Source organism: Streptomyces kunmingensis (genome assembly GCF_039533535.1).
Taxonomy (GTDB): Bacteria; Actinomycetota; Actinomycetes; order Streptomycetales; family Streptomycetaceae; genus Streptomyces; species Streptomyces kunmingensis.
Genome location: NZ_BAAATS010000042.1, coordinates 90,776 through 116,538 on the forward strand (window position 1 = coordinate 90,776; position 25,763 = coordinate 116,538).

Annotated in this window: 19 protein-coding genes; 10 read left to right on the forward strand and 9 right to left on the reverse strand. The window is 72.0% G+C overall.

What is annotated here, in order from left to right; translation table 11 throughout:
* The first annotated feature begins 10 nt into the window (after nt 1-10).
* The 4 genes from ABD366_RS38820 (at nt 11) to ABD366_RS38835 (ending at nt 8,088) form a co-directional block, all read left to right on the forward strand.
* Nucleotides 11-709 (forward strand): GntR family transcriptional regulator, encoded by a 699-nt coding sequence (locus ABD366_RS38820; RefSeq protein WP_324769878.1) that lies wholly within the window; start codon nt 11-13, stop codon nt 707-709.
* A 69-nt stretch (nt 710-778) separates the two neighbouring features.
* Nucleotides 779-2,305 carry a hypothetical protein gene (locus tag ABD366_RS38825; RefSeq protein ID WP_324769876.1) on the forward strand — a complete coding sequence of 509 codons (1,527 nt, stop codon included), beginning with the start codon at nt 779-781 and terminating at the stop codon, nt 2,303-2,305.
* 163 nt (nt 2,306-2,468) lie between these two features.
* Nucleotides 2,469-3,365 carry a hypothetical protein gene (locus ABD366_RS38830; RefSeq protein WP_425577030.1) on the forward strand — a complete coding sequence of 299 codons (897 nt, stop codon included), beginning with the start codon at nt 2,469-2,471 and terminating at the stop codon, nt 3,363-3,365.
* A gap of 43 nt (nt 3,366-3,408) precedes the next feature.
* A complete protein-coding gene (locus tag ABD366_RS38835) occupies nt 3,409-8,088 on the forward strand; it encodes a hypothetical protein (RefSeq protein WP_344443366.1) in 4,680 nt (1,559 codons plus the stop codon).
* On the opposite strand, the gene ABD366_RS38840 is transcribed toward ABD366_RS38835, so the two are convergent.
* The 4 genes from ABD366_RS38840 to ABD366_RS38855 all read right to left on the reverse strand — a co-directional run bounded on the left by ABD366_RS38840 (nt 8,072) and on the right by ABD366_RS38855 (nt 14,217).
* Entirely contained in the window at nt 8,072-9,220 is a 1,149-nt protein-coding gene (locus tag ABD366_RS38840) for an aromatic ring-hydroxylating oxygenase subunit alpha (protein WP_324766117.1), read from the reverse strand. The two genes, ABD366_RS38835 and ABD366_RS38840, sit on opposite strands and share 17 nt — an antisense overlap.
* Before the next feature lie 10 nt (nt 9,221-9,230).
* Nucleotides 9,231-10,400 (reverse strand): N-methyl-L-tryptophan oxidase, encoded by a 1,170-nt coding sequence (gene solA / locus ABD366_RS38845; protein WP_324766116.1) that lies wholly within the window; start codon nt 10,398-10,400, stop codon nt 9,231-9,233.
* Nucleotides 10,401-10,517: 117 nt separating this feature from the next.
* Nucleotides 10,518-13,115, reverse strand: coding sequence for a GcvT family protein (locus ABD366_RS38850; RefSeq protein ID WP_324766115.1), 2,598 nt, complete (start codon nt 13,113-13,115; stop codon nt 10,518-10,520).
* A gap of 265 nt (nt 13,116-13,380) precedes the next feature.
* Nucleotides 13,381-14,217 (reverse strand): IclR family transcriptional regulator, encoded by an 837-nt coding sequence (locus tag ABD366_RS38855; protein ID WP_324766114.1) that lies wholly within the window; start codon nt 14,215-14,217, stop codon nt 13,381-13,383.
* Nucleotides 14,218-14,500: 283 nt separating this feature from the next.
* Between ABD366_RS38855 and ABD366_RS38860 the strand changes: the two genes are divergently transcribed.
* Together ABD366_RS38860 and ABD366_RS38865 are read left to right on the forward strand one after the other, a co-directional pair.
* A complete protein-coding gene (locus tag ABD366_RS38860; RefSeq protein ID WP_324766113.1) occupies nt 14,501-14,821 on the forward strand; it encodes a bifunctional 3-phenylpropionate/cinnamic acid dioxygenase ferredoxin subunit in 321 nt (106 codons plus the stop codon).
* A 105-nt stretch (nt 14,822-14,926) separates the two neighbouring features.
* Nucleotides 14,927-16,117 (forward strand): NAD(P)/FAD-dependent oxidoreductase, encoded by a 1,191-nt coding sequence (locus ABD366_RS38865; RefSeq protein ID WP_324766112.1) that lies wholly within the window; start codon nt 14,927-14,929, stop codon nt 16,115-16,117.
* A 29-nt stretch (nt 16,118-16,146) separates the two neighbouring features.
* Here the strand turns inward: ABD366_RS38865 and ABD366_RS38870 are convergent, their stop codons facing one another.
* A complete protein-coding gene (locus tag ABD366_RS38870; RefSeq protein WP_411293607.1) occupies nt 16,147-16,545 on the reverse strand; it encodes a hypothetical protein in 399 nt (132 codons plus the stop codon).
* A gap of 433 nt (nt 16,546-16,978) precedes the next feature.
* Between ABD366_RS38870 and ABD366_RS38875 the strand changes: the two genes are divergently transcribed.
* The 4 genes from ABD366_RS38875 to ABD366_RS38890 are packed head-to-tail and all read left to right on the forward strand — an operon-like array spanning nt 16,979 to nt 21,225.
* A complete protein-coding gene (locus ABD366_RS38875) occupies nt 16,979-19,723 on the forward strand; it encodes a sensor histidine kinase (protein WP_324766111.1) in 2,745 nt (914 codons plus the stop codon).
* Nucleotides 19,720-20,157 carry a roadblock/LC7 domain-containing protein gene (locus ABD366_RS38880; RefSeq protein WP_324766110.1) on the forward strand — a complete coding sequence of 146 codons (438 nt, stop codon included), beginning with the start codon at nt 19,720-19,722 and terminating at the stop codon, nt 20,155-20,157. The genes ABD366_RS38875 and ABD366_RS38880 overlap by 4 nt, the downstream gene beginning before the upstream one ends.
* A 9-nt stretch (nt 20,158-20,166) precedes the next feature.
* The gene (locus ABD366_RS38885) at nt 20,167-20,568 is read left to right on the forward strand and encodes a DUF742 domain-containing protein (RefSeq protein WP_324766109.1); all 402 of its coding nucleotides are present in this window, start codon (nt 20,167-20,169) and stop codon (nt 20,566-20,568) included.
* A gap of 51 nt (nt 20,569-20,619) precedes the next feature.
* A complete protein-coding gene (locus ABD366_RS38890) occupies nt 20,620-21,225 on the forward strand; it encodes a GTP-binding protein (protein ID WP_324766108.1) in 606 nt (201 codons plus the stop codon).
* Between the two features lie 146 nt (nt 21,226-21,371).
* Here the strand turns inward: ABD366_RS38890 and glpK are convergent, their stop codons facing one another.
* The 4 genes from glpK to ABD366_RS38910 all read right to left on the reverse strand — a co-directional run bounded on the left by glpK (nt 21,372) and on the right by ABD366_RS38910 (nt 25,738).
* A complete protein-coding gene (gene glpK, locus ABD366_RS38895) occupies nt 21,372-22,892 on the reverse strand; it encodes a glycerol kinase GlpK (RefSeq protein ID WP_324766107.1) in 1,521 nt (506 codons plus the stop codon).
* Nucleotides 22,893-23,005: 113 nt separating this feature from the next.
* The gene (locus ABD366_RS38900) at nt 23,006-23,803 is read right to left on the reverse strand and encodes an MIP/aquaporin family protein (RefSeq protein ID WP_324766106.1); all 798 of its coding nucleotides are present in this window, start codon (nt 23,801-23,803) and stop codon (nt 23,006-23,008) included.
* Nucleotides 23,804-24,116: 313 nt separating this feature from the next.
* The gene (locus tag ABD366_RS38905) at nt 24,117-25,307 is read right to left on the reverse strand and encodes a lipid-transfer protein (protein ID WP_324766105.1); all 1,191 of its coding nucleotides are present in this window, start codon (nt 25,305-25,307) and stop codon (nt 24,117-24,119) included.
* Complete coding sequence (locus tag ABD366_RS38910) at nt 25,304-25,738, reverse strand: Zn-ribbon domain-containing OB-fold protein (RefSeq protein ID WP_411293606.1); 435 nt, start codon at nt 25,736-25,738, stop codon at nt 25,304-25,306. The genes ABD366_RS38905 and ABD366_RS38910 overlap by 4 nt, the downstream gene beginning before the upstream one ends.
* Nucleotides 25,739-25,763 lie beyond the last annotated feature (25 nt).

Sequence of the window (25,763 nt, forward strand, 5' to 3'; positions counted from 1 at the left end):
GAATTCGGCCGTGGCCACGGAAGAACTGAACGCACTCGCCGACGACCGCGCGCTGCTGGGGCGCACCAGCACCGCCGAGCGCGTCGCGGACATCCTCAGGAGCCGGATCGCGGAAGGCTTCTTCCCGCCCGGCACCCGGCTGTCCGAGGACAGCATCGGGGGCGCCCTCGGTGTCTCGCGCAACACCCTGCGCGAGGCCTTCCGGCTGCTCACCCACGAGCGGCTGCTCGAACACCGGCTCAACCGCGGTGTCTTCGTCCGCGTCCTGAGCATCGACGACGTCGAGGACATCTACCGCATCCGGCGCATGATCGAGTGCGCCGTCGTGCGCTCCCTCGGCGAACCCCCGTACGCCCTCGACCGGGTCGCCGCGGCCGTCGCCGACGGACAGCGCGCCGCCCGGGCCCGCGAGTGGAAGGGCGTCTCGACCGCCAACATCCACTTCCACCGCGAACTCGTCGCCCTCGCACGCAGCGAGCGCACCGACGAACTGATGCGCAGCGTCCTGGCCGAACTGCGGCTCGCCTTCCACGTCGTGGACGACCCGCGCGGCCTCCACGAGCCCTACCTCGCCCGCAATCTGCGGATCGTCGAGACGCTCCAGGAGGGCCGCAGGGACGCGGCCGAGGCGCTGCTCGCCGACTACCTCGACGACTCCCGCGACGGGCTCGTCGAGGTGTACGGGCAGCGGGTCCCGGCGGACCTGTAGCCGCCCGCGGCCACCGTCGCATCTGCGTCGTTTCGACCGTTGTCAGACCCAGCGCCTAGTCTGTGCACCGTGACTTCGCCTGCCACCACGGAATCCGTTCCGCCCCAGCTCAGCGCGGGGCCGCGCCCCGCACCGGGGCCGGCCGCCGACGAAGGGCTCGCGCGGCGGCTTCGCGCGCTCGCCTGCACCGCGCCGCTGCACGACCTCGACGTGCGCAAGGCCAACCTCGCGGGCGAGTACTCGACGTACGGCATGGCCGAGGTGGCGCTCTCCGCGATCGACCTCGTCACACTGAACATGGACTTCGACACGGGCGCCGACCACGAGCAGATAGTGGCCCGGCTCGTGCCGCGCATCGCCGCCCAGGCACCGCAGCGGCCCGCCGCCGAGCACGAGCGCGTCGCCCGCTGGGTCCTGGAGAACCTGATCAACGTGGGCACCGTGGACCGCGGATTCCGCGCCGTGTACGGCACGTTCGCGACGGACGGCTCCTATGTGCGGCGCGACTACGACTTCAAGCTGATCGAGGAAGTCTCCGGTTACGGGGGCGGCGTCTATCTCCGCACGACCGACGAGGCCGTCAATGTGCTGGTCGGTGCTCTCGACACCGACGTCACCAGCGCGCAGATCGCCGCCGAGGTGAAGCTGGAGGTGCTGATCAGCCGCGGAAGGCTCGCGGACGCGCAGCTCGCCGCCGAGCAGGCCAGGTACCGGACCGTGCAGTACTCGGAGACGCTGCGCAGGGCGCTGGACGCGACGCGGCGCAATGTGCGCGCCGTGGACTGGCTGCGGGCCGTGCCCGACATGATCGCCGAGGCGCTCGACCACGTCGCCGACCGCTACCGCCATGAGAACGCGATCCTGACGAACATCCGCAAGGCCCGGGACGAGTCCGAGGACCCCGAGCAGAAGCGCCGCGCCGCCGAGCTCGTCGACATCGTCAAGGACTGCATCCGCCGCCATACGCAGCTCCAGTCCCGCCTCCTCGAAGCGGGCCCCCTGTTCCGCGCCGAGCAGGACCGGCAGGCGTTCGCCGGCCCCTCCGCTCGCGCGGGCCTCGACCTGTACGGACAGCTCGTCGCGCCCCTGCTGCCGCTGCCGGTGGAGAGCGCCCGCAAGGTGACCGACGCGTTCTTCGCGCGCGGCACCGGACTGCGCACCCCCGTCTCCGTCCGGGTCGGCGACCTCGTCGACATACTGCTGACCCCGCCGCTGGAGCGGGAGCACCTCGGCGCCGAGATGCCCGAGCCCGACCTCGTCGCCACCCCGGACGACAGCCGCTTCAGTGAGGAGCAGCTCGCGAGCGCCAAGGAACTGCTCGACCTGCCCGCGGACGCGCCGCGCCGGCTGTCCGGGCTGCTCGCCGAGGCGCGTCGGCGCGACACCGAACTGCCGTACCTGGTGGCCCTGTTGGCGGTCCACGCGGCGAGCCCGCCGGTCGGCACCGCCTACCGGCAGGGCGAGGGCAAGCTGCTGTTCGCCGTGGACGACGGCACCGAGCTCGACGACGAGGAGTTCGGCGGCGCCGACCTCATCGTGGGCACGGCGCTGCTCGACGCCGCGGGGATGGCGGCCGGCCGGACGGAGGCCGCGTGATGCGGGCCCACCGGCATGGAGGCACCGTGATGCCGGCCCACCCGCACGGAGGCACCGTCATGCCGGCCCACCGGCATGGAGGCACCGTGATGCCGGCCCACCCGCACGGAGGCACCGTCATGCCGGCCCCCTCGCACGTAGGAACCATGAAGGAGCACCGCCCGTGACCGAGCACCTTGAAGAGCACGCCGAGTGGGGCGAGCCCGAGGCCGCCGGCCCGGCCGCGGTGAGGGCCCCGGCGCCGGTCACGCCCGCCGACGCGGCCGACGCCGCCCGGCTCGTCTCCTTCGGCCTGCAGCCCAAGCTGGCGCCCTCCCGCGACCAGGAGTACGGCGAACTGCTGCGCCGCTACCGCGAGGACCCGCCGTTCGCGCGCCTCGCCGACGCCGTCGCCACCGGACTCGGCCTCGTCGTCCTGGAGGTCTCCCCGCGCGCGGGCATGGCCGTGACCGCCGCCGAGGACTCCGTCTTCGCCGTCCGCATGGGCGACTACGCACGCCGCACCGCCGCCGACTCCACCGACCGCTTCCTGCACGGCCTCGCCCACCTCGCGGTCGCCGCACTCGCCTTCCCCCGCCCCGAGGACCTCGCCGACGACGGCTACATCGGCCGCGTCAGTGTCAACGGGGTGGACGGCTTCGTCCGCCAGGCCTGCCGCAAGCTCGAGGAGCGGGCCGACGAGGAGGGCCTGAACACCGACCCGGCCACCGACGCCCCGGGCCTCGAAGCGGCCTGGCGGATCTGGGCGCGGCGCAGCTCCACCGGCGCCACCAAGGACGCGCGCCGCCTCGCCGGCTCGACGACCGGCATCGTCGCCAAGGCCGTCGCGTTCCTCACGGACTCCGGATTCCTGCAGAGAACCGGCGACGACGGCGGCGGCACGTACCGCACCACGGCCCGCTATCAGTTGCAGGTCCGCGACATGGCCGGCACCGCGGCCATGGCCGAACTCCTGGACCTCGGCGTGGTGGCAGTGACCGACGGCTCCGCGAGCCTGGTGCCGCCGATGGACGAGGACGCGGTCGAGCTCGCCGACGCGGGCCTGCCCTTCCACTCCTGACCGCCCTCCCACCGTCCGTCCGTACCTACCACGAGAGTCCGCCATGTACGAGCTGTCCCGGGTTCGCCTCTACTCCATCGGGCCGGCCGGTGCGCGCTACGCCGACACCGTGCTCGACCTGCGGGGCGTCGGCGCGCCCGTGCCCGACCCCGCGCCCGCCCAGGCGGAGTTCTTCGAGGACGAGCCCGTCGGCCCGCCGCGCCGCCCGGCGCCGGCCGGAGTGCTCTTCCTGGAGAACGGCGGCGGCAAGTCGGTCCTGCTCAAGCTGATCTTCTCCGTGATGCTGCCCGGCCACCGGAACACCCTGGGCGGTGCCAGCTCCGGTGTGCTGCGCAAGTTCCTGCTCGCCGACGACTGCGGACACGTCGCCCTGGAATGGCAGCACACACTCACCGGCGAATGCGTCGTCGTCGGCAAGGCCAGCGAGTGGCGCGGACGCCAGGTCTCCAACGACCCGCGGAAGTTCGCCGAGGCCTGGTACTCGTTCAGGCCCGGCCCCGGACTCAGCCTCGACTCACTGCCCGTCGCCGAATCGTCGGCCGTACGCCCCAGCGCCGAAGGTGCCTCCGGCGCGCGGGGCCGGCGCCGCACCATGAAAGGCTTCCGGGACGCCCTGACGGAGGCGGGCAAGTTCTACCCCCACCTCGAGGTGCACTGGGAAGAGATCCACGACCGGTGGAACGAGCACCTCGGTGAGCTGGGCCTCGACCCCGAACTCTTCCGCTACCAGCGCGAGATGAACGCGGACGAGGGCGAGGCCGCCGGTCTCTTCGCGGTCAAGAAGGACTCCGACTTCACCGACCTGCTGCTGCGCGCCGTGACGGACACCCGCGACACGGACGGCCTCGCCGACCTGGTCAGCGGCTTCGGGAACAAGCTGGGCCGGCGCGCCGAGCTGATCGCCGAGCGCGACTTCACCGCCGGCTCCGTCGATCTGCTCACCCGTATCGTCGAAGCCGCCGACACGCGGGCACGCGCGCGTGACGTCCACGCCGCCGCCGAGCGCCGCACCCGGACCCTCGCCCGCCGCCTGAGCGCCCGGGCCGGCGTCGAGCGCGGGCGCGCCTCGGACCTCGCCCAGCAGGTCACCGCCGCCGCGCACACCGTCACCGAGGCCGAGTCCGCGCGCGAGCGCAGCGCCCTCATCGCGGCCGAACTGGCTTACCGGCATGCCTCGTTGGCCCTCGCGGGGGCCGAGAAGGCCGCCGCCGCGCAGAAGCGCGAACTGGCCGACGCCCGCACCCTGCACTCCGCCTGGCAGGCCGCCGAAGCCGTGCTGCGCCACCGCGCCGCCTCCGACCGCTCCGCGCGCGTGGCCGCCGCCATCCTCGAGGCCGAGCGCGACGCCGCCCCCGCGCTCGCCGCCCGCGCCAAGGCCGCCGCCGAGCTGGTCCGGGCCCTGCACGGCGCCGCGGAGAAGGCCGAGAGCCATGCGAACGAGGAGGAGGAGCGCTCCGCCGTCCTCCAGGAGGCGGGCGAGACCGCGCACCGCGACGCGACCGTCGCCGCCACCGAGGCCCAGCGCGCCCGCAGCGAGCTCGGCCACCTGCGCCAGCGCCTGAGCGAGGTCGAGCAGGAGACCGCCGAGGCCGTCCGCGCCGGCTGGCTCGACGACAGCGCGCCCGACGCCGACCCGGCCCGCGCCGCACTCGCCGCCTCCGACGCCGAGAAGACGACCGTCGCCGCCTGGGACACCGCCCGCGAGGCCGCCGGCCGCGCTTTGGAGCACGCCCGCGAAGCCGCCTCCGTCGAGGCCCGCGCCGAGCTGACCGCGGCCCGCGCCGCCGACGCCGCGAGCGCCGCGGCCCACGCCTACGAAGCCGAGGAGCGGGCCGCCGCCGCGCTGGCCGGTGAGGAGCGGCTGGCCGAACTGCTCGGCGTGGACGGCCCGTCGAGCGCCGCCACGGCGGCCGACGGACCCCGCGCCACCGACGCGCCCCCCACCCCGCTCACCCCCGAAGACCTCGACAGCGCGGCCGACGACCTGGGGACCCTCCTCGACGACTCGGTCGCCTCCGCCGAGCGCCAGCTGTTCGAGCTGCGTACGGCCGCCGCCGACGACTCCCGCATCCTCGGCGCGCTCGGCGACGGCGGGCTGCTGCCGCCAGGACCTGACGTGCTGGCCACCGTCGAGTACCTCGGTGAACACGGCATCCCGGCCCTCCCCGGCTGGCGCTACCTCGCCCAGTCCGTCGACCCGGTCGACCACGCGCGCGTGCTCGCCGCCCGCCCCGAGCTGGTCGACGGCGTCATCATCACCGACCCGGCCTCCCACGCACGGGCCCGGGAAGCCCTCGCGGGCGCCGCACTGCTGCCCCGCTCCGCCGTCGCCGTCGGCACCTCCGCCGCGCTGCTCGCACCGACCCCCGCCGAGTACTCCTCCGACGAGGGCGGCAGCGGCGTCTTCCTCGTCCCGCCGAACCCGGCCATGCACGACGAGCACGCCGCCGACGAGGAACGCCAGGCACTGCGCGCCCGCGCCACCCGCCGCGACGAGTCCATCCGCACCCTCGCGGGGCGCCTCGCCAAGGACCGCGAGCTGGCCGCCCGGCTCAGCTCCTGGCGCTCCGGCTGCCCCGCGGGCCACCTCACCGAACTCGCCACCGCCGCACAAGAAGCCCGTACGTTCGCCGAGGAGACCGAGGCCGAGCTGGCCGAGGCCCGCACCGTGCGCGCCGAGGCCGATGAGGCCGCCGCCGAGGCGACCCGCGTGCGCGACGAGCGGCAGGACGCCGCCCAGCGCGCCCGCCGCGTCGCCGACGCCCTCGCCGGACTCGCCTACCGCCTGCGCGAGCGCGCCGCCTGGCAGGCCAAGGTCCGCGAACTCGCCGACGAGGCCGCCGAATCCGAGGCACGCGCCCAGACCTGCCTGGAGCACGCCCGCGCCGCCGACGAGGACCGGCGCTCCGCCCAGCGCTCCGCCGACGACACCCGCCGCACCGCCCGCGCGCTGCGCGCCGAGCGCGCCGAGATCGCCGGCGCCCCCGACGACGTACCCGAAGGGGAAGCGCCCAAGGCGTCGCTGCCCGCCCTGCGCGAGGCCTACCGCGCCGCCTCGCAGCTGTACGAGAAGGTCGGTGTCGGCGCCGACCTGCGCGCCGAGCAGGCCCGCGCCGAGAGCGACGAATCGGCCGCCCTCACCGAGCTGGGCCGGCTCAGCAACAAGGTGCGCACCCGAGCCGCCACGCTCCTCGAATCGCCCGACGGCTCCGACGGCCCCTCCCGGCAGGCCGCCGCCGCCCGCGCCGAGGAGCACGTCCAGCTCCTGGAGACCCGCGCCTCCACCGCCAGCGAGCAGCTCGGCCGGCTGCGCGGCGAGGCCGAGCGGCACGCGCCCGAGGACGGCGAGGCCCACACCGAGCTGCCCGAGGACCTCGTCCCCGCCGACGTCGAGCACGCGAGCACCCTGCTGCGCACCGTCACCACCGAACTGGCCGCCCGTACGGAAGCGTTGAGTACCGCCCGCGCCGCCCACAGCGAACTCCTGGACGCCCACCGGACCGCCGAGGACGGCACCGGCGGCTTCGAGGAGACGGCCGCACTCCTACGTGACCTGCTGCGCGACCACGGCGACGAGGAGCAGGAGGAACAGGAGCCCTACCCGGGCACGCTGGAGGAGGCCCGCACCGCCGCGGCCGAGACCCGCCGCTCGCTGCGTGGGTGCGCCGCCGACCTGTCCGCCGCCGAGGCCGCCGTCCGCGAGGCGAGCGACATCCTCGTACGGCACGCGAACTCCACGCGCTACGAGCAAGTGCGCACGCCTGCGCGGCAGCAGATCCGCGAACTGCCCGCATCCGCGCTGCCGGAGCACGCGCAGCGCTGGGCGGACGCGTTCGCGCCCCGGCTGCGCGTCCTGACCGACGAGCTGGCGCAGCTGGAGCGCAACCGCGACTCGATCGTGGACCGGCTGCGCGGCCTCGTCGAGTCCTCGCTCGCCACCCTCCGCTCCGCCCAGCGCCTCTCCCGCCTCCCCGAGGGACTCGGCGAATGGTCTGGGCAGGAGTTCCTGCGGATCCGCTTCGAGGAGCCCGACCAGGCCACGCTCACCGAGCGGCTCGGCGAGGTCATCGACGACGCGACGCGTGCGGCCGTGAAGAAGAACTCCGACATGCGGCGCGACGGCATGTCGCTGCTGCTGCGCGGTGTCGGCGCGGCCCTGGAGCCCAAGGGCGTCGCCGTCGAGATCCTCAAGCCGGACGCGGTGCTGCGCGCCGAGCGGGTGCCCGTCGGGCAGATGGGCGATGTGTTCTCCGGCGGCCAGCTGCTCACCGCGGCCATCGCCCTGTACTGCACGATGGCCGCGCTGCGCTCGAACGACCGGGGCCGCGACAAGCACCGCCACGCGGGCACGCTGTTCCTCGACAACCCCATCGGCCGCGCCAACGCCACGTACCTGCTGGAGCTCCAGCGCGCCGTGTCCGACGCGCTCGGCGTGCAACTCCTTTACACCACCGGCCTGTTCGACACGACGGCCCTCGCCGAGTTCCCGCTCGTCATCCGCCTGCGCAACGACGCGGACCTCCGCGCGGGACTGAAGTACATCAGCGTGGAGGAGCACCTGCGCCCGGGTCTGCCGCAGCAGGACCCGGAGGGGGAGACGGTGCATGGCGAGATCACGGCGACCCGCATGTTCAAACGGCCCGCCGACGCCGCCGAGTCCGCCGATTCCGTGGCGATCCCCGCGCCCGCCGCGGCCCCCGAGGCGGTCAAGCGGGACGCCTGAACGGAGGCTGGTCGGCGTCCAGTTGCTCTCTGAGCCATCCGTGGAAGATCCCGATGTGATGCTCGGTGGGCACGAGGACGCCGCCGTCGCGGTACGCGCGTGAGGCCATGGCCGGCTGGGTGCGTTCGCACGCCTCGAAATCCTGGACGTTGACCCGGTGGAACAGCTCGACCGACCTCGACACATCGGCCCCCGACGCCACCACCTCGGGCGCGTACAGCCAGTCGCACTCGACGACCGTACGGTCCTCGGCCAGCGGGAACATCCGGTGCAGGATCACATGGTCGGGCACCAAATTCACGAAGACCGTCGGCTTGACCGTGACCGCGTAATAGCGGCGGTCCCGCTCGGGCGGGACCAGGGGAAGCGTGCCGAAGCCGGCGCTGCCGTCGACGGTGAACCCCTGCACTTCGTCCCCGAACTCGACGCCGTGCCCCACGTAGTACTGCGCCGCGTAGCCCTCCGCGAACTCCGGCAGTACATCGGTGAGTTCGGGATGGATGGTCGCGCAGTGGTAGCACTCCATGAAGTTCTCGACGATCAGCTTCCAGTTGGCCCGCACGTCGTACGTGATCCGCTTGCCGAGGGCGAGTCCTTCGGTGCCGTAGTGGTCGATCGCGGCCGAGTCGCCGAGCCGCTCGACGGCCGCGGCCCGCACCGACTCCTCGAACGACGGGGGTTCGTCGGCCAGGCACACCCACGCGTACCCGAGCCACTCCCGCAGTGCGACCCGGACCAGGCCGTAGGCGGAGCGGTCGAAGTCCGGCATCCGCGCCAGATCGGGCGCCGCGATCAACGCGCCGTCGAGGTCGTACGTCCAGGCGTGGTACGGGCAGCGCAGGGTGCGCCGGACCTGGCCCTGCTCCTCGGTGCACAGGCGGGCGCCGCGGTGCCGGCACACGTTGAGGAAGGCGTTCAGGGCGCCTGTGCGGGAGCGGGTGACCAGGACGCTCTCGCGGCCGACCTGGACCGTGCGGAACGCGCCCGGCTTCTCGAGGTCGCTGGAGCGTACGGCGCAGAACCACATGCGTTCGAAGACGCGTTCCTGCTCGGTGCGGAAGAGGTCCGGGTCGGTGTAGTAGCGGCCCGGCAGCGTGGCCACCAGGCTCGGCGGCAGGGGGAGCGTCGGCATGGCGGCTTCCTCAGAGAGCGGGCGCCGCGGCGGGCGCGGCGGTGAGCCGGTGCGGGTCGAACAGCTCGATGGGGTGACCGGTGGCGCCGGTCAGCGCCAGATCGGCGACGATCTCCCCGACGACCGGCACGAACTTGAAGCCATGCCCGGAGAATCCGCAGGCCACCGTCACCGACTCCGGATGCGCGGGGTGCCGGGCGATGACGAAGTGCTCATCGGCCGTGGTGGTGTACATGCAGGTCGCGGCCGTGAGGAAGGCGCCGGGCAGGGCGGGGATACGTTCGGCCATGTGGTCGGCCATGGCGCGGATCTCGTCGTCGTGCACCGTGCGGTCGATCGTCTCCGGGGTGCATTCGGCGCCCTTGCGGAAGAAGGCGACCTTCGCGCCCCCGTCGGGGCCGTCGATGGCGGGGAAACCGTAGACCTGGGCGCCGGCCGCGTCCTCCCAGATGTAGATGGGATGGCTCTCGGGACGGAAGGGCGCCACTCCCGTGCCGGGCCGGAACCAGTACATGACCTGCCGCTCGATGGTGAACGGCACGCCGAGGTCGGTGAGCAGCCGCGGCGCCCACGCGCCCGGGCAGATCACCAACTGCCCGGCCGTGTACGTGTTCTCGGCCGTATGCACGCGGACGCCGTCCGCGCAGGGCTCCCAGCGCGTCATCGGCTCCTCGAAGTGCAGGTCGGCGCCGGCCCCGGTGGCGAGCTGGAGGTGCGCGGCGACGGTGTTCTCCGGGCGGACGAAGCCCGCTTTCCGCTCGAACAGGGCGACCTCGTCGTCCTGCGGCGTCAGCGTCGGGAAACGCCGCCGGATCTCCCGCGCGTCGAGCATCTCGTGCGGCAGATCCCACTGCCGGGCCGAGCGCAGCGAACCCTCGACCGCCCGGGAGCCGGGGCGGCCGATCATGACGCCGCCGCACAGCGTCGCGATGGAGCGACCGGTGGCCCGCTCCAGTTCCTCGTACAACTCGTAGGAACGCAGCAGCAGCGGAACGTACGCGGGATCCTCGAAGTACGACTGGCGCGTGATACGTGAACCACCGTGGCTGGAACCGCGGTTGTGCACCGGGCCGAACTTCTCCAGGCCGAGCACGCGGGCGCCGCGCGCGGACAGATGGTGCGCGGCGGCGCTGCCCATGCCGCCGAGTCCGATCACGACGACGTCGTAGGTGGGGGACATGGAACCGGGCCTCCAAGGCTGATCGAAGTCGAAGTCGGAGTCGACGTGAGGGTCGAAGAGTCGAAGTCGGAGTCAGGGGCGATGAGTCGGAGTCGAAGTCGGAGTCGAAGGGGCAGGTCAGCAGCGGATACGGGTCATCTGCGGGTCGAACAGCGGCTCGTCGGCGACGGTCGCCGGGACCTTCTCGCCGAAGTACTCGATGTGCACGGCGGAGCCGGCCGGCAGCGGCGGCAACCAGGCGTACGCGACACAGCGGCCCAGCGTGTAGCCGTACGCGGCACTGGTGACGTAACCGGCGGGCATGCCGTCCAGGTACACGGGCTCCTTGCCGAGGACGACGGCGGACGGGTCGTCGAGCAGCAGCGCGGTCAAACGCCGTTTCGGAAGCGGGAGTTGTGCGAGCGCGGCACGGCCGAGGAAATCACCGCGGTCCAGGCGCACGGCGAACCCGAGACCCGCCTCGTACGGGGTGTGCTCCTCGGTCACGTCGACACCCCAGGCGCGGTACCCCTTCTCCAGGCGCAGGCTGTTGAACGCCGACCGGCCTGCCGCGACAACACCGAGCTCCCGCCCCGCCTCCCACAGCGTGTCCCACAGGCGCAGCCCCAGATCGGCGGTCGTGTACAGCTCCCAGCCCAGCTCGCCTACGTAACTCAGGCGCAGCGCCGTGACCGGCACATGCCCGATGTACGTCTCCTTGGCGCGGAAGTAGCCGAAGCCCTCGTGCGAGAAATCGTCGCCGGTCAGGGGCTGGACGAGGGCGCGCGCGAGCGGGCCCCACACGCCGACGCAGCAGGTGCCGGACGTGATGTCGCGCATCCGGACGTCGTCCGGGGCGTGCCGCTCCAGCCACACCTGATCGGCCGGGGAGTTGGCGCCCACCTGGAAACGCTCGGCGGCGAGCCGGGCCACGGTCAGGTCCGAACGGACGCCGCCCTTCTCGTCGAGAAGCAGGGTGTACGTCACCGCGCCCGGCTTTTTCCGCAGATTGTTGGTCGTCATACGGTGCAGGAAAGCGAGCGCGCCGGGGCCGGTGACCTCCAGGCGGCGCAGCGGGGTCATGTCGTACAGGGCGACCCGCTCACGGGTGGCCCGCGCTTCGGCGGCCACGACGGGCGACCAGTGGCGGGCCGACCAGGGGTCACGGCCCCCGGCCCCACCGGTGCCGTCGGCCCCGCTGGTTTCGCCCGACTCCGTGACCAGCGCGGCGTTCGCCTCGTACCAGTGCGGACGCTCCCAGCCACCGCCCTCCAGGAAGTACGCGCCGAGCTCCTGCTGCCGGGCATGGAAGGGGCTGACGCGCAGGGGCCGCGGCCGCTCCATCGGCTGCAACGGGTGGATGACGTCGTACACCTCGACGAACTGCTGCGCTCCCCTGTCGCGCAGGTAGGCGGGCGAACGCTGGGCGTCCTCGAAACGGCTCAGATCGCATTCGTGCAGGTCGGTCGTTGCGTGCCCGTCGGCCATCCACTCCGCGACCGCCTTCGCGACGCCCGCCGCATGCGTCACCCACACCGCCTCCGCCAGCCAGAAACCACGCAGTTCCCGTGACTCGCCCAGCACCGGCATGCCGTCGGGGGTGAAGGAGAAGACGCCGTTGAAGCCTTCTTCGATGTCCGTGTTCCGCAGGGCGGGCATCAACCTCCGGCAATCCTCCCAACTGGGCGCCCAGTCCTCCTCGGTGAAGGGCAGCGACGACGGCATGTCCAGGTCCCGGGCGCGCGCCTCGTCGTAGGGGAGCACCGCGAACGGGTCGACGGACAGCGGCCGGTGGGCGTAACTGCCGATGCCGATGCGGTCGGTGTGTTCACGGAAGTACAGATCGCGGTCCTGGAAGCGGAGGATCGGCTTCGACGCCTCGGGGCGCGGATCGTCGGTGCGCGGATCGTCGGGGCACTGACCAGCGGGGCGCGGATCGTCGGGGCACGGGCCGGCGAGACGCGGACCGGCGGGACGCGGATCGTCGGTGTGCGGATCGTTCAAAACGGCCGGCTCCGGCAGCGGCTTCGTTCGCGCGTACTGGTGGGCGAGCGGCAGCAGCGGCACGTCGACGCCCGCCATCCGGCCGATCACCGGTCCCCAGAAACCGGCCGCCGACACGACATCGGTGGCCGGGAAGGTGCCACGGTCCGTGATCACGCCGGTGACGCGGCCGCCGTCCCGCTCGATACCGGTGACGGTGTGCCGGTCGAGGAATCGGGCGCCGCGCTCCTCCGCGCGCATCTGCTGGGCGCGGGCCGCGAGTACGGCGCGGGCCAGCCCGTCGTCGGGCGTGTAGAAGCCGCCGAGAATTATCGACTCATCGACAAGGGGCCAGAGTTCCTTGCAGCGGGCGGGGGAGACCAGTTCGGCGCGCACACCCCAGGAGGCGGCCCAGCCCGCTTTGCGGTGCAGGTCGGCCCAGCGCTCGGGGGTGGTCGCCAGTTCCAGGCCGCCGACCGGATCGAAGCAAAACACTCCGTCCACCTGGAGGGTGGAGAACTTCTCCACCGTGTAGCGGGCGAAACCGGTCAGCGTCTTGGACGGGCTGGTCTGGAAGACGAGCCCCGGCGCGTGCGAGGTCGAGCCGCCCGGCGCGGGGAGCGGACCCTGTTCGAGGACGGTGACGTCGTGCAGGCCGCGGGCGGTGAGCTCGTCGGCGAGAGAGCAGCCGACGATGCCGGCGCCGATGACGACGACCTTGCGGGAGGTGGTGGTTCCGGGTGCGCTGGACATGCCCCTCCTAAAGAAGCGACCTGCTCAGGACGTACGTCGCTGGGGACGGCGGCGTGGACAGGTGGCGGGCCCAACTCTGGCGTCGCTGCGCGGTTGTTGCGTATCGCGGGGTGCATTGCGCTATGAGAGACGGTGAGAGCCATAGTGGGAACGCCGGTCGGGGTCCGTCAAGGGGTCCGTCGAGGGGCCGGTCAAGGGGTCCGTCAAGGCGGGGCGGGGGCTGACGCGAACCCCGTCGGCTTCGTCCGAGGTCAGGGAGCGGAGATCAGAGGCCGTGGCCCATGCGGCGCGAGAGTTCGGCGGCGGCAGCCACGACACGCTTGGCGAGAGCCGGCCGGCTCTCCTCCGTGAGCCGGTAGACCGGCCCCGACACGCTGATCGCCCCGATGACCTTGCCGTCGTGCGACCGGGCGGGCGCGGCGACGGCGGCGAGCCCCAGCTCCAACTCCTCGACGGCGACGGCGAACCCCTGCCCCGCCACCGCCTCCAGCTCGGCCCGCAGGGCGGTCGTGCCGGTGATCGTGTGCTCGGTGTACCGCGGCAGCGTGCGCGCCAGCAGGCCCTCGCGGATCACCGACGGCTGGTGCGCGAACAGCACCTTGCCGCTGGATGTCGCGTGCAGCGGGGTGCGTCGGCCCAGCCAGTTCTGCGCGGTCACCGAGGCGGCACCGCGGGCCTGCATGATGTTGACCGCCATGTCCTCGTCGAGCACCGCGATGTTCACCGTCTCGCCCAGCTCGTCCGCGAGTTCACGGCAGACGGGCCCGCCCTCCTGCGAGATGTCCAGGCGCACCGCCGCCGCTCCCGCGAGCCGTAGCATCCCCGCGGCCAGGTAGTACTTGCCGCGCTCCTTGGCCTGCCCGACCAGGCCCCGGTTCTCCAGCACGCCGAGCAGCCGGAACGCCGTCGACTTGTGGACGCCCAACTCCTCGGCGATCTCGGTGACTCCGGCCTCCCCGTGCCGGGCGAGACTCTCCAGAACGCTCACGGCGCGGTCCACGGACTGGACGGCTCCGGCGGCGCCTCTGGACGGTTTTTCCGCGCCCGACGTACTCGAAGGATCGGATGCACCGGGTTCGACCTGCGGTTGCTTACGGGGCATGGCTCAACTCTCACCAGTTGGCGGCCCGTTGCCGGGGCGCATCTTCGAGAACCCCTTGACGCGGCGGGCTCCCGACTCGGATTCTGTTGCGCAGTGCGCTCCCTCGTGCGCTATGTGAAACAGCATGTTACCGAAGAGTCCTGGATCAAAAGCTCGAAAGATCAAAAGCTCGAAAGCTCAAGAGAGCAAGCGATCAACAACCAAGCGATCAACAATTAAGCGATCAAGGACCAAGCGATCGAGGACCCGGCGATCGACGATCGAGAGAACAAGAGGGGGGCCCGTGATTCCCGTCTGCCGCCTTGAAGACCTCCCCGTGGGCGAGTCCGTCCGCGTCGACACCGTCCCGCCCATCGCGGTGTTCCACGCGGAGGGGGAGCTCTACGCCATCGACGACACCTGCACCCACCAGGATGCCTCGCTGTCCGCGGGCTGGCTGGAGGGCTGTCAGGTTGAATGCCCGCTCCACGAGGCTTCATTCGATCTCCGCACAGGACATCCGACCTGCCTGCCGGCCCGCCGCCCCGTCCGTACCCACCAGGTGACCGTGGAGGACGGCGTGATCCACGTCCATCCCGCTGTCTCGGCGGACAGCGCGGCCTGACGTACGTCGGCCGTACTGCCCGGCTCCAACCCTGACTCTCGTCCCGACGGGTCCCCGCGAAGAGACGCGAAGAGACGCGAAGAGAGAAGAGAAGGGCACTGCCTCATGAGGACCGTGACCGTGGTCGGCGCCTCCCTCGCCGGGCTGTACGCGGCACGCGAGCTGCGCGCCCAGGGGTTCGACGGGCGGTTGGTGATCGTCGGTGAGGAGCCGCACCAGCCCTACGACCGGCCCCCGCTGTCCAAGGACTTCCTCACCGGCCGCGTCGGCGAGGACCGGCTCGCCCTGTCGGACGCCGAGGAGATCCAGGAACTCGGCGCCGAGTGGCTGCTCGGCGCCCGCGCCCGCTGCCTGCCCGGGCCGTCGCCGGCGGGCGTGCACACCCTGCGCACCCTCGACGACGCCCGCGGCCTGCGCGCCGCTCTGCTGAACGGTGCCCGGCGGGTCGTGGTCATCGGCGGCGGATTCATCGGCGCCGAGACGGCCTCGTCCTGCGTCGCCCTCGGTCATGACGTCACCGTCGTCGAGTCCGCACCGCTGCCTCTGCTGCCGCAGCTGGGCCCTGAACTGGCTGCAGCCTGCGCCGAGTTGCAGCGGCGCGGCGGGGCGCGGTTGCTCACCGGCGTGGGCGTGGCGCACCTGCTCGGCGCACCGCACGGGTCAGGCGCACGGCACGGGTCTGGCGCACGGCACGGGTCAGGCGCACCGCACGGGTCAGGCGCGGCGCCGCGCACCGAAGCACAGGCCGTGATGGGCGTGGAGCTCACCGACGGCCGGACGCTCCCCGCCGACCTCGTCGTGGTCGGCATCGGCGCCGTGCCGAACACCGACTGGCTGGTGGGCTCGGAGACAGCCGTGCGCGACGTTGTGCTCTGCGACGCAGGCTGTGTCACCTCCCTGCCCCAGGTCGTGGCCGTCGGCGACGTGGCCCGCGTGGGCGGCACCCGCGCGGAGCACTGGACCAGCGCCACGGCCCAACCCCGGGTCGCCGTACGCAATCTGCTGGCCGGTCGCACCGTGGAACGCGCCGACCCGCTGCCGTACTTCTGGTCGGACCAGTACGGCTCCCGTATCCAGTACGCCGGGCGCCGTCACGAAAGCGACCTCGTCCGCATCGTGGAGGGCTCGACACAAGAAGGCCGCTTCCTCGCACGCTACGAACGCGACGGGGTCACCACCGCCGTCCTCGCCGTAGACATGCCCCGCCCCTTCACCAAGGCCCGCCGTGAACTGGCCCGCGCGGAGGCGGATACACCGGCACTCGCCCCGTCCGCGCCGGGCACGACCCTGCGATAGCACCCCGGCGCCTACGGGTCACGTACGGCTCACGGATGCGTCAACTGCCCTGCCCCACCATGCCGGCGTATGCTCTCCGGCGCCTTCCGGGCCGAGCGGCGGGCCCGGCGGCGCTCCTTGCGCAGCCGGCGGGCCGTGCTGGCCGGGACCGAGACGACGCCGTGCCGCTGGTTCCACACCTGGCGCGTCACCCAGACGTCGAGCACGCCCCACGTGGCCACCACCGTGCTGGCCACACTGCTGAGCACCATGGGGAAGGCCAGCCAGGAATCGGCGAGCGTGCACAGGAAGGCGACCATCGCCTGTATCAACGTGATCGCACTGATGAGGACGGCCCGCACCGCGGCCGTCCGCACCGGATCGGGCATCCGGCGCCGCTTCGCCGGCTCCTCGATCCACAGCTGCCGCTGCTCCGCCATGTCGCTCATCACGCCACTCCCCACCGCTCCAGGCCCATGGCCCGATGCCCCCGCACCGGCCTGCACAGTGACTGCCCGGTTTGCTCTGCTTTATGTCACCTCTCGGTGCCGGCGCCGCGCTCCACGTACATCCTGTTGATAAGGACGCACGGCAGGCCGGAAAGATTCCCGAATTCGGACAACTGCCCTGATGTGGCTGCTGGAAGCAGCAATTTCCAGCCAACTGCCGTCGTGCGCCGTCCCAAAATGATCGTCGTCCAGCGCCGGATTCCCGGGATGCAATCTCCCGTAATGCCCGGACAACTCAGGGCGCCCGGCCGCACACGGGACCGGACAGCATCCGGACAGCCCTTCGAGTTGCTCCTGTCTCAGTAGTAGGCTCACGCCGTTTGTTGCCGTACATGTGTGCCCCTGACCACACGGGGCCGATCTGGGGGAGGCCATGCGCTTTCGCGGGAAGTCCATCCGCCGGAAGATCGTGGCGTTGTTGCTGGTGCCGCTCCTGTCGCTGACGGCTATCTGGGCCTTCGCCTCGGTGATCACGGGACGCGCCGCCATGCAGTTGCTCTCGGCGGGCAAGGCAGCCGACGCGATTGGCTACCCGCTGGTCGACACCGGCCGCGCCCTCCAGGAAGAACGCCGGCAGACCCTGGTCTATCTCGCCGACCCCCGGGCCTCGGACGCCCAGTCCGCCCTGCGGACCCGTCGCTCCGCCGCCGACGAACAGATGTCCCGGATCAAGCAGAAGGCCGCCGACACCGACCTGCGCGGCGACCTGAACGGCGAGGCGCGCGGCGCTCTGGACGCCGCAGTCGAAGGCTTCGAAGGCATCGAGTCGCTGCGCAGGAACGTGGACGAAGGAACCGTCACCCGCGCCCAGGCCCTCGACTTCTACACCCGCCTGATCGAGCCGACGGACGACTTCCTCCTCGGACTCACCGCCGTCGACGACTCCGAGGTGGAACGCCAGGGCCGCGCCGTCGCCGGCGTCATCGAGGCCCGCGAACTGCTGTCGCGGGAAGACGCGTTGATCGGCTCCGGCCTCGTCGCCGGCCGGCTCACCCAGGAGGAGCTGCGCAAGGTCTCCGACCTCGTCGCCCAGCGCACCCTCCTGTACGACACGCATCTCGCGCTGCTGCCCGCCGACGAGCGCGCCCTCTACCAGCGCTACTGGCGCAGCCCCGACACCAACCCGCTGCGCACCGCGGAGAACGCCGTCGTGACCGGGGTGCCCGGCACGCCCAAGGGCGTCACCGCCGCCGGCTGGGACAAGGCCTCGGAACTGGTCCTCGGTGAACTCGCCGACCGCGACACGGCGGCAGCCGAGCGCTACCAGGACCGGGCCCGCCCGATCGCCCTCAAGGTGTTCCTCCGGGCCGGAGTCGCCGGCGTGCTCGGCCTCCTCGCCCTGCTCGTCTCCCTGTTCCTGTCGGTCCGTATCGGACGCGGTCTCGTCCGCGACCTGCGCCGTCTGCGCCTGGAGGCCCACGAGGCCTCCGGTGTCCGGCTGCCCGGCGTGATGCGCCGCCTCGCCGCGGGCGAGCAGGTCGACGTGGAGACCGAGGCCCCGCGTCTGGAGTACGACAAGGACGAGATCGGGCAGGTCGGCCAGGCCCTCAACACGCTTCAGCGCTCGGCCGTCGAAGCGGCCGTGAAGCAGTCCGAGTTGCGGCGCGGCGTCTCCGAGGTGTTCGTCAACCTCGCCCGCCGCAGCCAGGTCCTCCTGCACAAGCAGCTGACCCTGCTCGACGCCATGGAGCGCAGGACCGACGACACCGATGAACTCGCCGACCTGTTCCGCCTCGACCACCTGACCACCCGCATGCGCCGTCACGCGGAGGGCCTGGTGATCCTCTCCGGGTCCGCGCCGTCCCGGCAGTGGCGCAAGCCCGTGCAGCTCATGGACATCGTGCGGGCCTCCGTCGCCGAGGTGGAGGACTACGAGCGCATCGAGGTGCGCCGCCTGCCGCGGATCGCGGTGACCGGCCCCGCCGTCGCCGACCTCACCCACCTGGTGGCCGAGCTCCTGGAGAACGCCACGGTGTTCTCGCCGCCGCACACCGCCGTCCAGGTCCTCGGCGAGCGCGTTGCGAACGGTTTCACCCTGGAGATCCACGACCGTGGACTCGGCATGGCCGCCGACGGCCTCCTCGACGCCAACCTGCGGCTCGCGGAGACCCCCGAGTTCGAACTGTCCGACACCGACCGGCTCGGTCTCTTCGTCGTCAGCCGCCTCGCCCAGCGGCAGAACGTCCGGGTCTCCCTCCAGCCGTCCCCGTACGGAGGCACGACCGCGGTCGTCTTCATCCCGGACGCGCTGCTCACGGACGCGCCCGACACCGAAGGCGCCGGTTTCCGCCTGGACCGGCCCGACGCGGCGCAGCGCCCGGTCGTCCCCGGCCTCGGCACCTCCGACGGCCTGCCCGGCCTGCCCGCCTCGGTCCTTGACGGCCCGATCGAGCTGGAGCCCCCGCTCACCACGTCCGACAGGACCATGACCTCCTTCCCGGGTGCCCTGGGCGACGAGGACAGCGAACGCGGTGATCTGTTCCGCCCCCGCCGCCCCGTCGCCGGGCTCCCCGGCGAGCAGCACCAGCAGGCCGACGACCCCGCCGCCGGCAGCGGCCAGGGCGGGGAGCGCGACGGGACGCCGGAGGGCCTCGTGCCGCTCCCGCGGCGCCGCACCCCCAAGCTCGTCAGCTCGCACGGCAAGCCCGTCACCCGCACCCGGCCCGCCGCCCTCGACCGCGGCGCCGCGGACCCGGGGGAGCGGCACGACCGCGACAGCGGCGACGGGCTGCGCGACATTACGCCGGCGTCGCTGGCCGACCTCCCGCGCAGGCGCGCGCGTGCCGCCGAGCCCACCGGAACCGTACAGCCGCTTCAGCCGGCTCCGTCCGCTCAGCGGGCTCCGCCGGACGCGACTCCTGGCGGCCTGCCCAAGCGCGTACGACAGGCCAATCTGGCCCCGCAGTTGAAGGACGGGCCCGACCTGCGCGGTGACCGCGCGAAGGCCCGCGAAGAGACAGTCTCCGAACCGCCCGCCGACCGGGACGCGGACGAGGTACGCAGCCGGATGGCCTCGCTCCAGCGTGGCTGGCGGCGCGGCCGCGAGGAGAACGCCGAAAGCGATGACAGCGCCGACGGCACAGCACAGGGAACGACTTCTGAGGGGGACGGTCGATGACCGCACCGAAGGCCACCGCGCACACCACGAACGGTGGTTCCAGGGAGCTCAACTGGCTCCTGGACGACCTGGTCGAGCGTGTCGCCAGCATCCACAAGGCGCTCGTGCTCTCCGGGGACGGGCTGCCGACGGGGGTCTCCAAGGACCTCAGCCGGGAGGACAGCGAGCACCTCGCCGCCGTCGCCTCCGGGTTCCACAGCCTCGCCAAGGGGGTCGGGCGGCACTTCGACGCGGGCGGCGTCCGGCAGACCGTCGTCGAACTCGACGACGCCTTCCTGTTCGTCACCGCGGCCGGTGACGGCAGCTGCCTCGCCGTCCTGTCCGACGCGGACTCCGATGTCGGCCTCGTCGCCTACGAGATGACTCTGCTGGTCAAGCGGGTGGGCGCGCATCTGGGGACGGCTCCGCGCACGGATCAGCCCGCCGGAGGGTAGTGGGTCGCAATGAGCGCAGACGGTGAGGGGACGCAGGAGACACGCTGGTTCGACGACGAGGCAGGACCCGTCGTACGTCCGTATGCCATGACACGCGGCCGCACCACCAGCGCGGCCCAGCACCGCCTCGACCTGATCGCGGTCGTCGTCGCGGAGAGCCGCGACGACGACCCCGTGTCCGACCAGACCCTGTCGCCCGAACACGTCGACATCGTCGGGCTGTGTCAGGACGCCCCGCAGTCGGTCGCCGAACTCGCCGCGGAACTCGACCTGCCCGTAGGCGTGGTCCGCGTCCTGATAGGCGATCTGGTCGACGACGAACTGGTCCACGTGACCCGTCCCGTGCCCCCCGCGGAATTGCCCGACGAAAGCATTCTGCGGGACGTCATCGACGGCCTCAGGGCGCTCTGACGCGGCCTTGCACAGCACACAGCCACATCAGTGAGGCAGGAGAGACAACCCATGATCTTCGGGCGTTCCGAGCGTGGCAGGGGCCCCGTCGAGCCCGTCACGCTCAAGATCCTGGTGGCCGGCGGCTTCGGCGTGGGCAAGACCACGCTCGTCGGCGCGGTCAGCGAGATCAAGCCCTTACGTACGGAGGAGCTGCTCAGCGAGGCGGGCCGGCCCGTGGACGACACCCAGGGCGTCGAGAGCAAGCACACCACCACGGTGGCCATGGACTTCGGCCGGATCACGGTCCGCAAGGACCTGGTTCTGTACCTCTTCGGCACCCCGGGCCAGGACCGCTTCTGGTTCCTGTGGGACGAACTCGCCACCGGAGCCCTGGGCGCCGTCGTCCTCGCGGACACCCGCCGCCTGGAGGACTGCTTCGCCGCGGTCGACTACTTCGAGCGTCGCTCCATCCCCTTCGTGGTCGGCGTCAACTGCTTCGACGGGGCTTCCCGTTACCCCGCCGACTCGGTACGTCAGGCTCTCGACCTGGACGCGAGCGTGCCCGTCGTCCTGTGCGACGCGCGGGAGAAGGACTCCGTGAAGAACGTCCTCATCGAAGTCGTCGAGCACGCCGCGGCGACCGCCGCCCGGCGCCGCCAGCCCGCGGTGACCTGAGTGCCGGGTCGCTCGGACCACCCTGCACCGCGCCGCACGCGCGCGTAGAGCGTATTTCACGACTACGCGCGCGTGCTGACGGCAGGCGCGTTCCTCAGGCCCGTTGATCAGGCCTGTTCGTCACGCCTGTTCGTCACGCCCGTTCGTCAGGCCCCGTCGTCCTCGTGCCAGCCGAAGCTCTTCTCCACGGCCTTGCGCCAGTTGCGGTACTCGCGGTCCCGGGTCTGCGCGTCCATGGACGGCGACCACTCGGCGTCGCGCTGCCAGTGGGCCTTGAGCTCGTCCAGGTCGTTCCACACGCCCGTCGCGAGCCCGGCGGCGTACGCGGCCCCCAGACACGTCGTCTCGGAGACCTTGGGCCGGATGACGGGCACGTCGAGCACGTCCGCCTGGTGCTGCATCAGAAGGTTGTTCTTCGTCATGCCGCCGTCGACCTTCAGGGTCGTGATCCGCACCCCGGAATCCTGGTACATCGCGTCGACGACCTCACGGGTCTGCCAGCTCGTCGCCTCCAGGACGGCACGGGCCAGATGCCCCTTGGTGACGTAGCGGGTCAGGCCCGTGACGACACCGCGCGCGTCGGAGCGCCAGTACGGCGCGAACAGGCCGGAGAACGCCGGCACGATGTACGCCCCGCCGTTGTCGTCGACGCTCGCGGCCAGCGTCTCGATCTCGTCGGCGGACCTGATGATGCCGAGCTGGTCGCGGAACCACTGCACCAGCGCCCCGGTGATCGCGATCGATCCCTCGAGGCAGTACACGGGCGCCTCGGAGCCGATCTTGTACCCCATGGTGGTGAGCAGGCCGTTCTTCGAGGGCACCGGCCGGTTACCGGTGTTGAGCAGCAGGAAGCTGCCCGTGCCGTACGTGTTCTTCGCCGTGCCCGTGTCGTAACAGGCCTGCCCGAAGATGGCCGCCTGCTGGTCGCCCAGCGCGGAGGCGACGGGCACCCCGGCGAGCTGGCCCGCTGCCGTGCCGTACACCTCCGCCGACGAACGGATCTCCGGAAGGACCGCCTCCGGGACGTTCATCGCCGACAGGATCGACGCGTCCCACTGCAGCGTCTCCAGGTTCATCAGCATGGTGCGCCCGGCGTTGGTGACGTCCGTGACGTGGACACCACCGTCGGTGCCGCCGGTCAGGTTCCAGATCAGCCACGAGTCGATCGTGCCGAAGGCGATCTCGCCGCGCTCCGCACGCGCCCGCAGGCCCGGCACATTGTCGAGCAGCCAGGCGGCCTTCGGCCCGGAGAAGTAGCTGGCCAGCGGGAGTCCCGTCCGGTCGCGGAACCGGTCCTGGCCGTCCGTGCCGCCCAGCTCGTTGCACAGGGCCGACGTCCGGGTGTCCTGCCAGACGATCGCGTTGTGCACGGGCTTGCCGGTCGCCCGGTCCCACAGGACCGTCGTCTCCCGCTGGTTGGTGATGCCGAGCGCACTGAGCTGGTCGGTCCGCAGGCCCGCCTTGGCGATCGCACCGGCGACGACCGCCTGGACCTTGGACCAGATCTCGGTGGCGTCGTGCTCCACCCAGCCGGGCTTGGGGAAGATCTGTCGGTGCTCCCGCTGGTCCACGGCGACGATCGCGCCGCTCTGGTCGAAGATGATGCAACGGCTCGAGGTGGTCCCCTGGTCGATGGCGGCGACGTACTTCACGGAGTTGTCGGGCATGGCTACCCCTTCGTGAGAAGACGGTCGTGCGGGAGAAGACGGTCGTGGGGGGCGGTCGTTCGGGCGCGAGGGCTGTCGGGAGCGAGGCGGGCGCTACCCCGCAGAACGCTGCGTCAGAACGCCGCGTTGTAGATGAGCCCCGCCAGCACGCCGCCGATCAGCGGTCCGACGACCGGGACGAGGGCGTAACCCCAGTCGGAGGTGCCCTTGTTGGGAATGGGCAGGAACTGGTGCACGATGCGCGGGCCCAGGTCACGGGCCGGGTTGATCGCATAGCCCGTGGGCCCACCGAGCGAGAGGCCGATACCGACGACCACGAGAGCCACGACGAGCACCTGCGTACCCGATTCGCCCAGCCCCTTGGTCAGGCCGAAGGCAAGGATGGGCAGGACCAGAGCGACCGTCGCGATGATCTCCGTGATCAGGTTCGCGACCGGGTTCCGGATCTCGGGAATCGTCGAGAAGATCCCCAGCGTCGGCGTCGGACCGTCCTCGTCCGCGGCGACCACGACTGGTTCCTCCGTGCCCGCTGCCCCCGCCGTGGTCTCCGTGCTCTTCGCGGTCGAGCTCACGTTGGCGTTGAACTGCGCGAGATACACCAGGTACGCGAGGACGGCGCCCAGCATCGCCCCGACCATCTCGCCGCACAGATAGACCCAGACCTTGTCCCACTTGCCGGTGTCCACCGCGATGCCGAGGGTCACGGCGGGATTGAGGTGACCGCCCGAGAGCGGCGCGGCCGTGTACGCCCCGGCCAGGACGCCGAAACCCCAGCCGAACGCGATGACGATCCACCCGGAGGCCCTCGCCTTGGAGTACTTGAGGGTGACGGCGGCGCAGACGCCCGCGCCGAACAGGATCAGAATGGCGGTGCCGATGACCTCACCGACGAAGATGTCTCCATTGCTCATGGCGGCTCCTAGGCCCTCGCCCGGGGCGGCGGGCCCCGGTCCTCCGTGACGAGCATGCCCGCACAGCCGCCGATCGTGGGGGGAGCGGCCCGGCCTGCCACAAGTCGGCAGGAAGCGCCCCAAGGGCAGGCAAGGACCCGAGTGGACGGTGGGCCGACATGCGGCGATGCCGACTGACACCCGGAAGTGTTCACCGGCCGTACTGGAGCGTCAAGGTCGTGGACCGCAACGGTTGACCGGGGGGCGGCATCCCCCAAGTACCGTACGGTGCACGGCATTTGAGCCACGGAGGCCGTCCTTCCGGGAGTGCGGCTCAGCGCACGGCGACGACCGCCGAACCGTGCCCGAACAACCCCTGATTGGCGGTGATCCCGGCCCGGGCCCCCGCCACCTGACGCGCGCCCGCCGTACCAAGCAGCTGCCACGTCAGCTCGCAGACCTGGGCTATCGCCTGCGCGGGCACCGCCTCACCGAAGGAGGCGAGCCCGCCGCTGGCGTTCACCGGTATGAGACCGCCGAGCGACGTCGTGCCCTCCCGGAGCAGCTTGGCCCCCTCGCCCTCGCCACACAGCCCGAGGTCCTCGTACCACTGCAACTCCAGGGCGGTGGACAGGTCGTAGACCTCCGCGAGCGACAGGTCCCGTGGCCCGATCCCGGCCTCCTCGTAGGCCGCGCGGGCGATCGAGGCCCGGAAGACCGGCCCCTGTGGCTCGACGCCCGCCGCCGAGTCGGTGGCGATGTCGGGAAGGTCGAGCACGGTGTTCGGATACGTCGGTGTCACCGTGGAGACGGCCCGGATGCGGACCGGGTCCGGTGCTCCGTGCCGCCGCGCGAACTCCATGCTGGACAGCACGAGCGCCGCGCCCCCGTCCGACGTCGCACAGATGTCGAGCAGCCGCAGCGGGTCGGCCACGACGGCGGAGGCAGCGACCTCTTCGGCCGTCACCGCCGTGCGGTACCGCGCATGGGGGTTGAGCGCTCCACACGCCGCGTTCTTCACCTTGACCTGGGCGAAGTCCTCCAGGGTGTCGCCGTGCAGGGCCATCCGGCGCCGGGCGTAGAGGCCGAAGTAGGTCGGGTTCGTCGCCCCGAGCACCCGGAAGCGCAACCAGTCGGGGTCGTCGGGCCGGTCGCCGCCCGCGGGACGGAAGAATCCCTTGGGCGCGGCATCGGCGCCCACCACGAGCACGACGTCGGCCAGCCCCGCGAGGATCTGTGCCCGCGCCGCGTTGATCGCCTGCGCGCCCGAGGCGCACGCCGCGTACACGCTCGCGACCCGGGCTCCCTGCCAGCCGAGTGCCTTCGCGAACGTCGCCCCCGCCACGTAGCCCGGATAGCCCCCGCGCACGGTGTCCGCGCCGACTATGGAGCCCACGTCCCGCCACTCCAGGCCGGCGTCGACGAGCGCCTCCCGCGCCGCCGCCGTCCCGTACTCGACGAAGCTGCGTCCCCATTTGCCCCAGGGGTGCATGCCCGCACCGAGCACCGCCACGTCCCCCGTCATGCCACCACCCCCGTCGGCCGCCAGTGCCAGGTCGTCCAGGCCGTGCCGGTCTCGTCGTCCCCGTCCTCGCTCAGCACGCCCGGCACCACCTCGACCTCCATGCCGACGTCCAGATCGGTCACGGAGATCCCGGGAGCCCCCTGGCCGAGCACCACGAGTCGCTCTGCCGCTAGCTCCACAGCGATCAACGTGTAGGGCTGCCACGGAAGTTCCCGGTCCGAGACGTACGGTTGCGGTGGCCGGTACCGGGAGTCGGTGTACGACCAGATCCGCCCCCGCCGCGACAGCGGCACCTCGACCAGATCACCGCCCGCGCAGCCGGGATGGCGGCACCGCGCGTCCTCGCGCGGGAAGAACACCGACGCGCACGCCGAGCAGCGTGTCCCCAGCAGACGGAAGCCGTCCCCTTCCTCAGCGAACCAATCGGCCACGACAGGTATACGCGAACGCGCCACT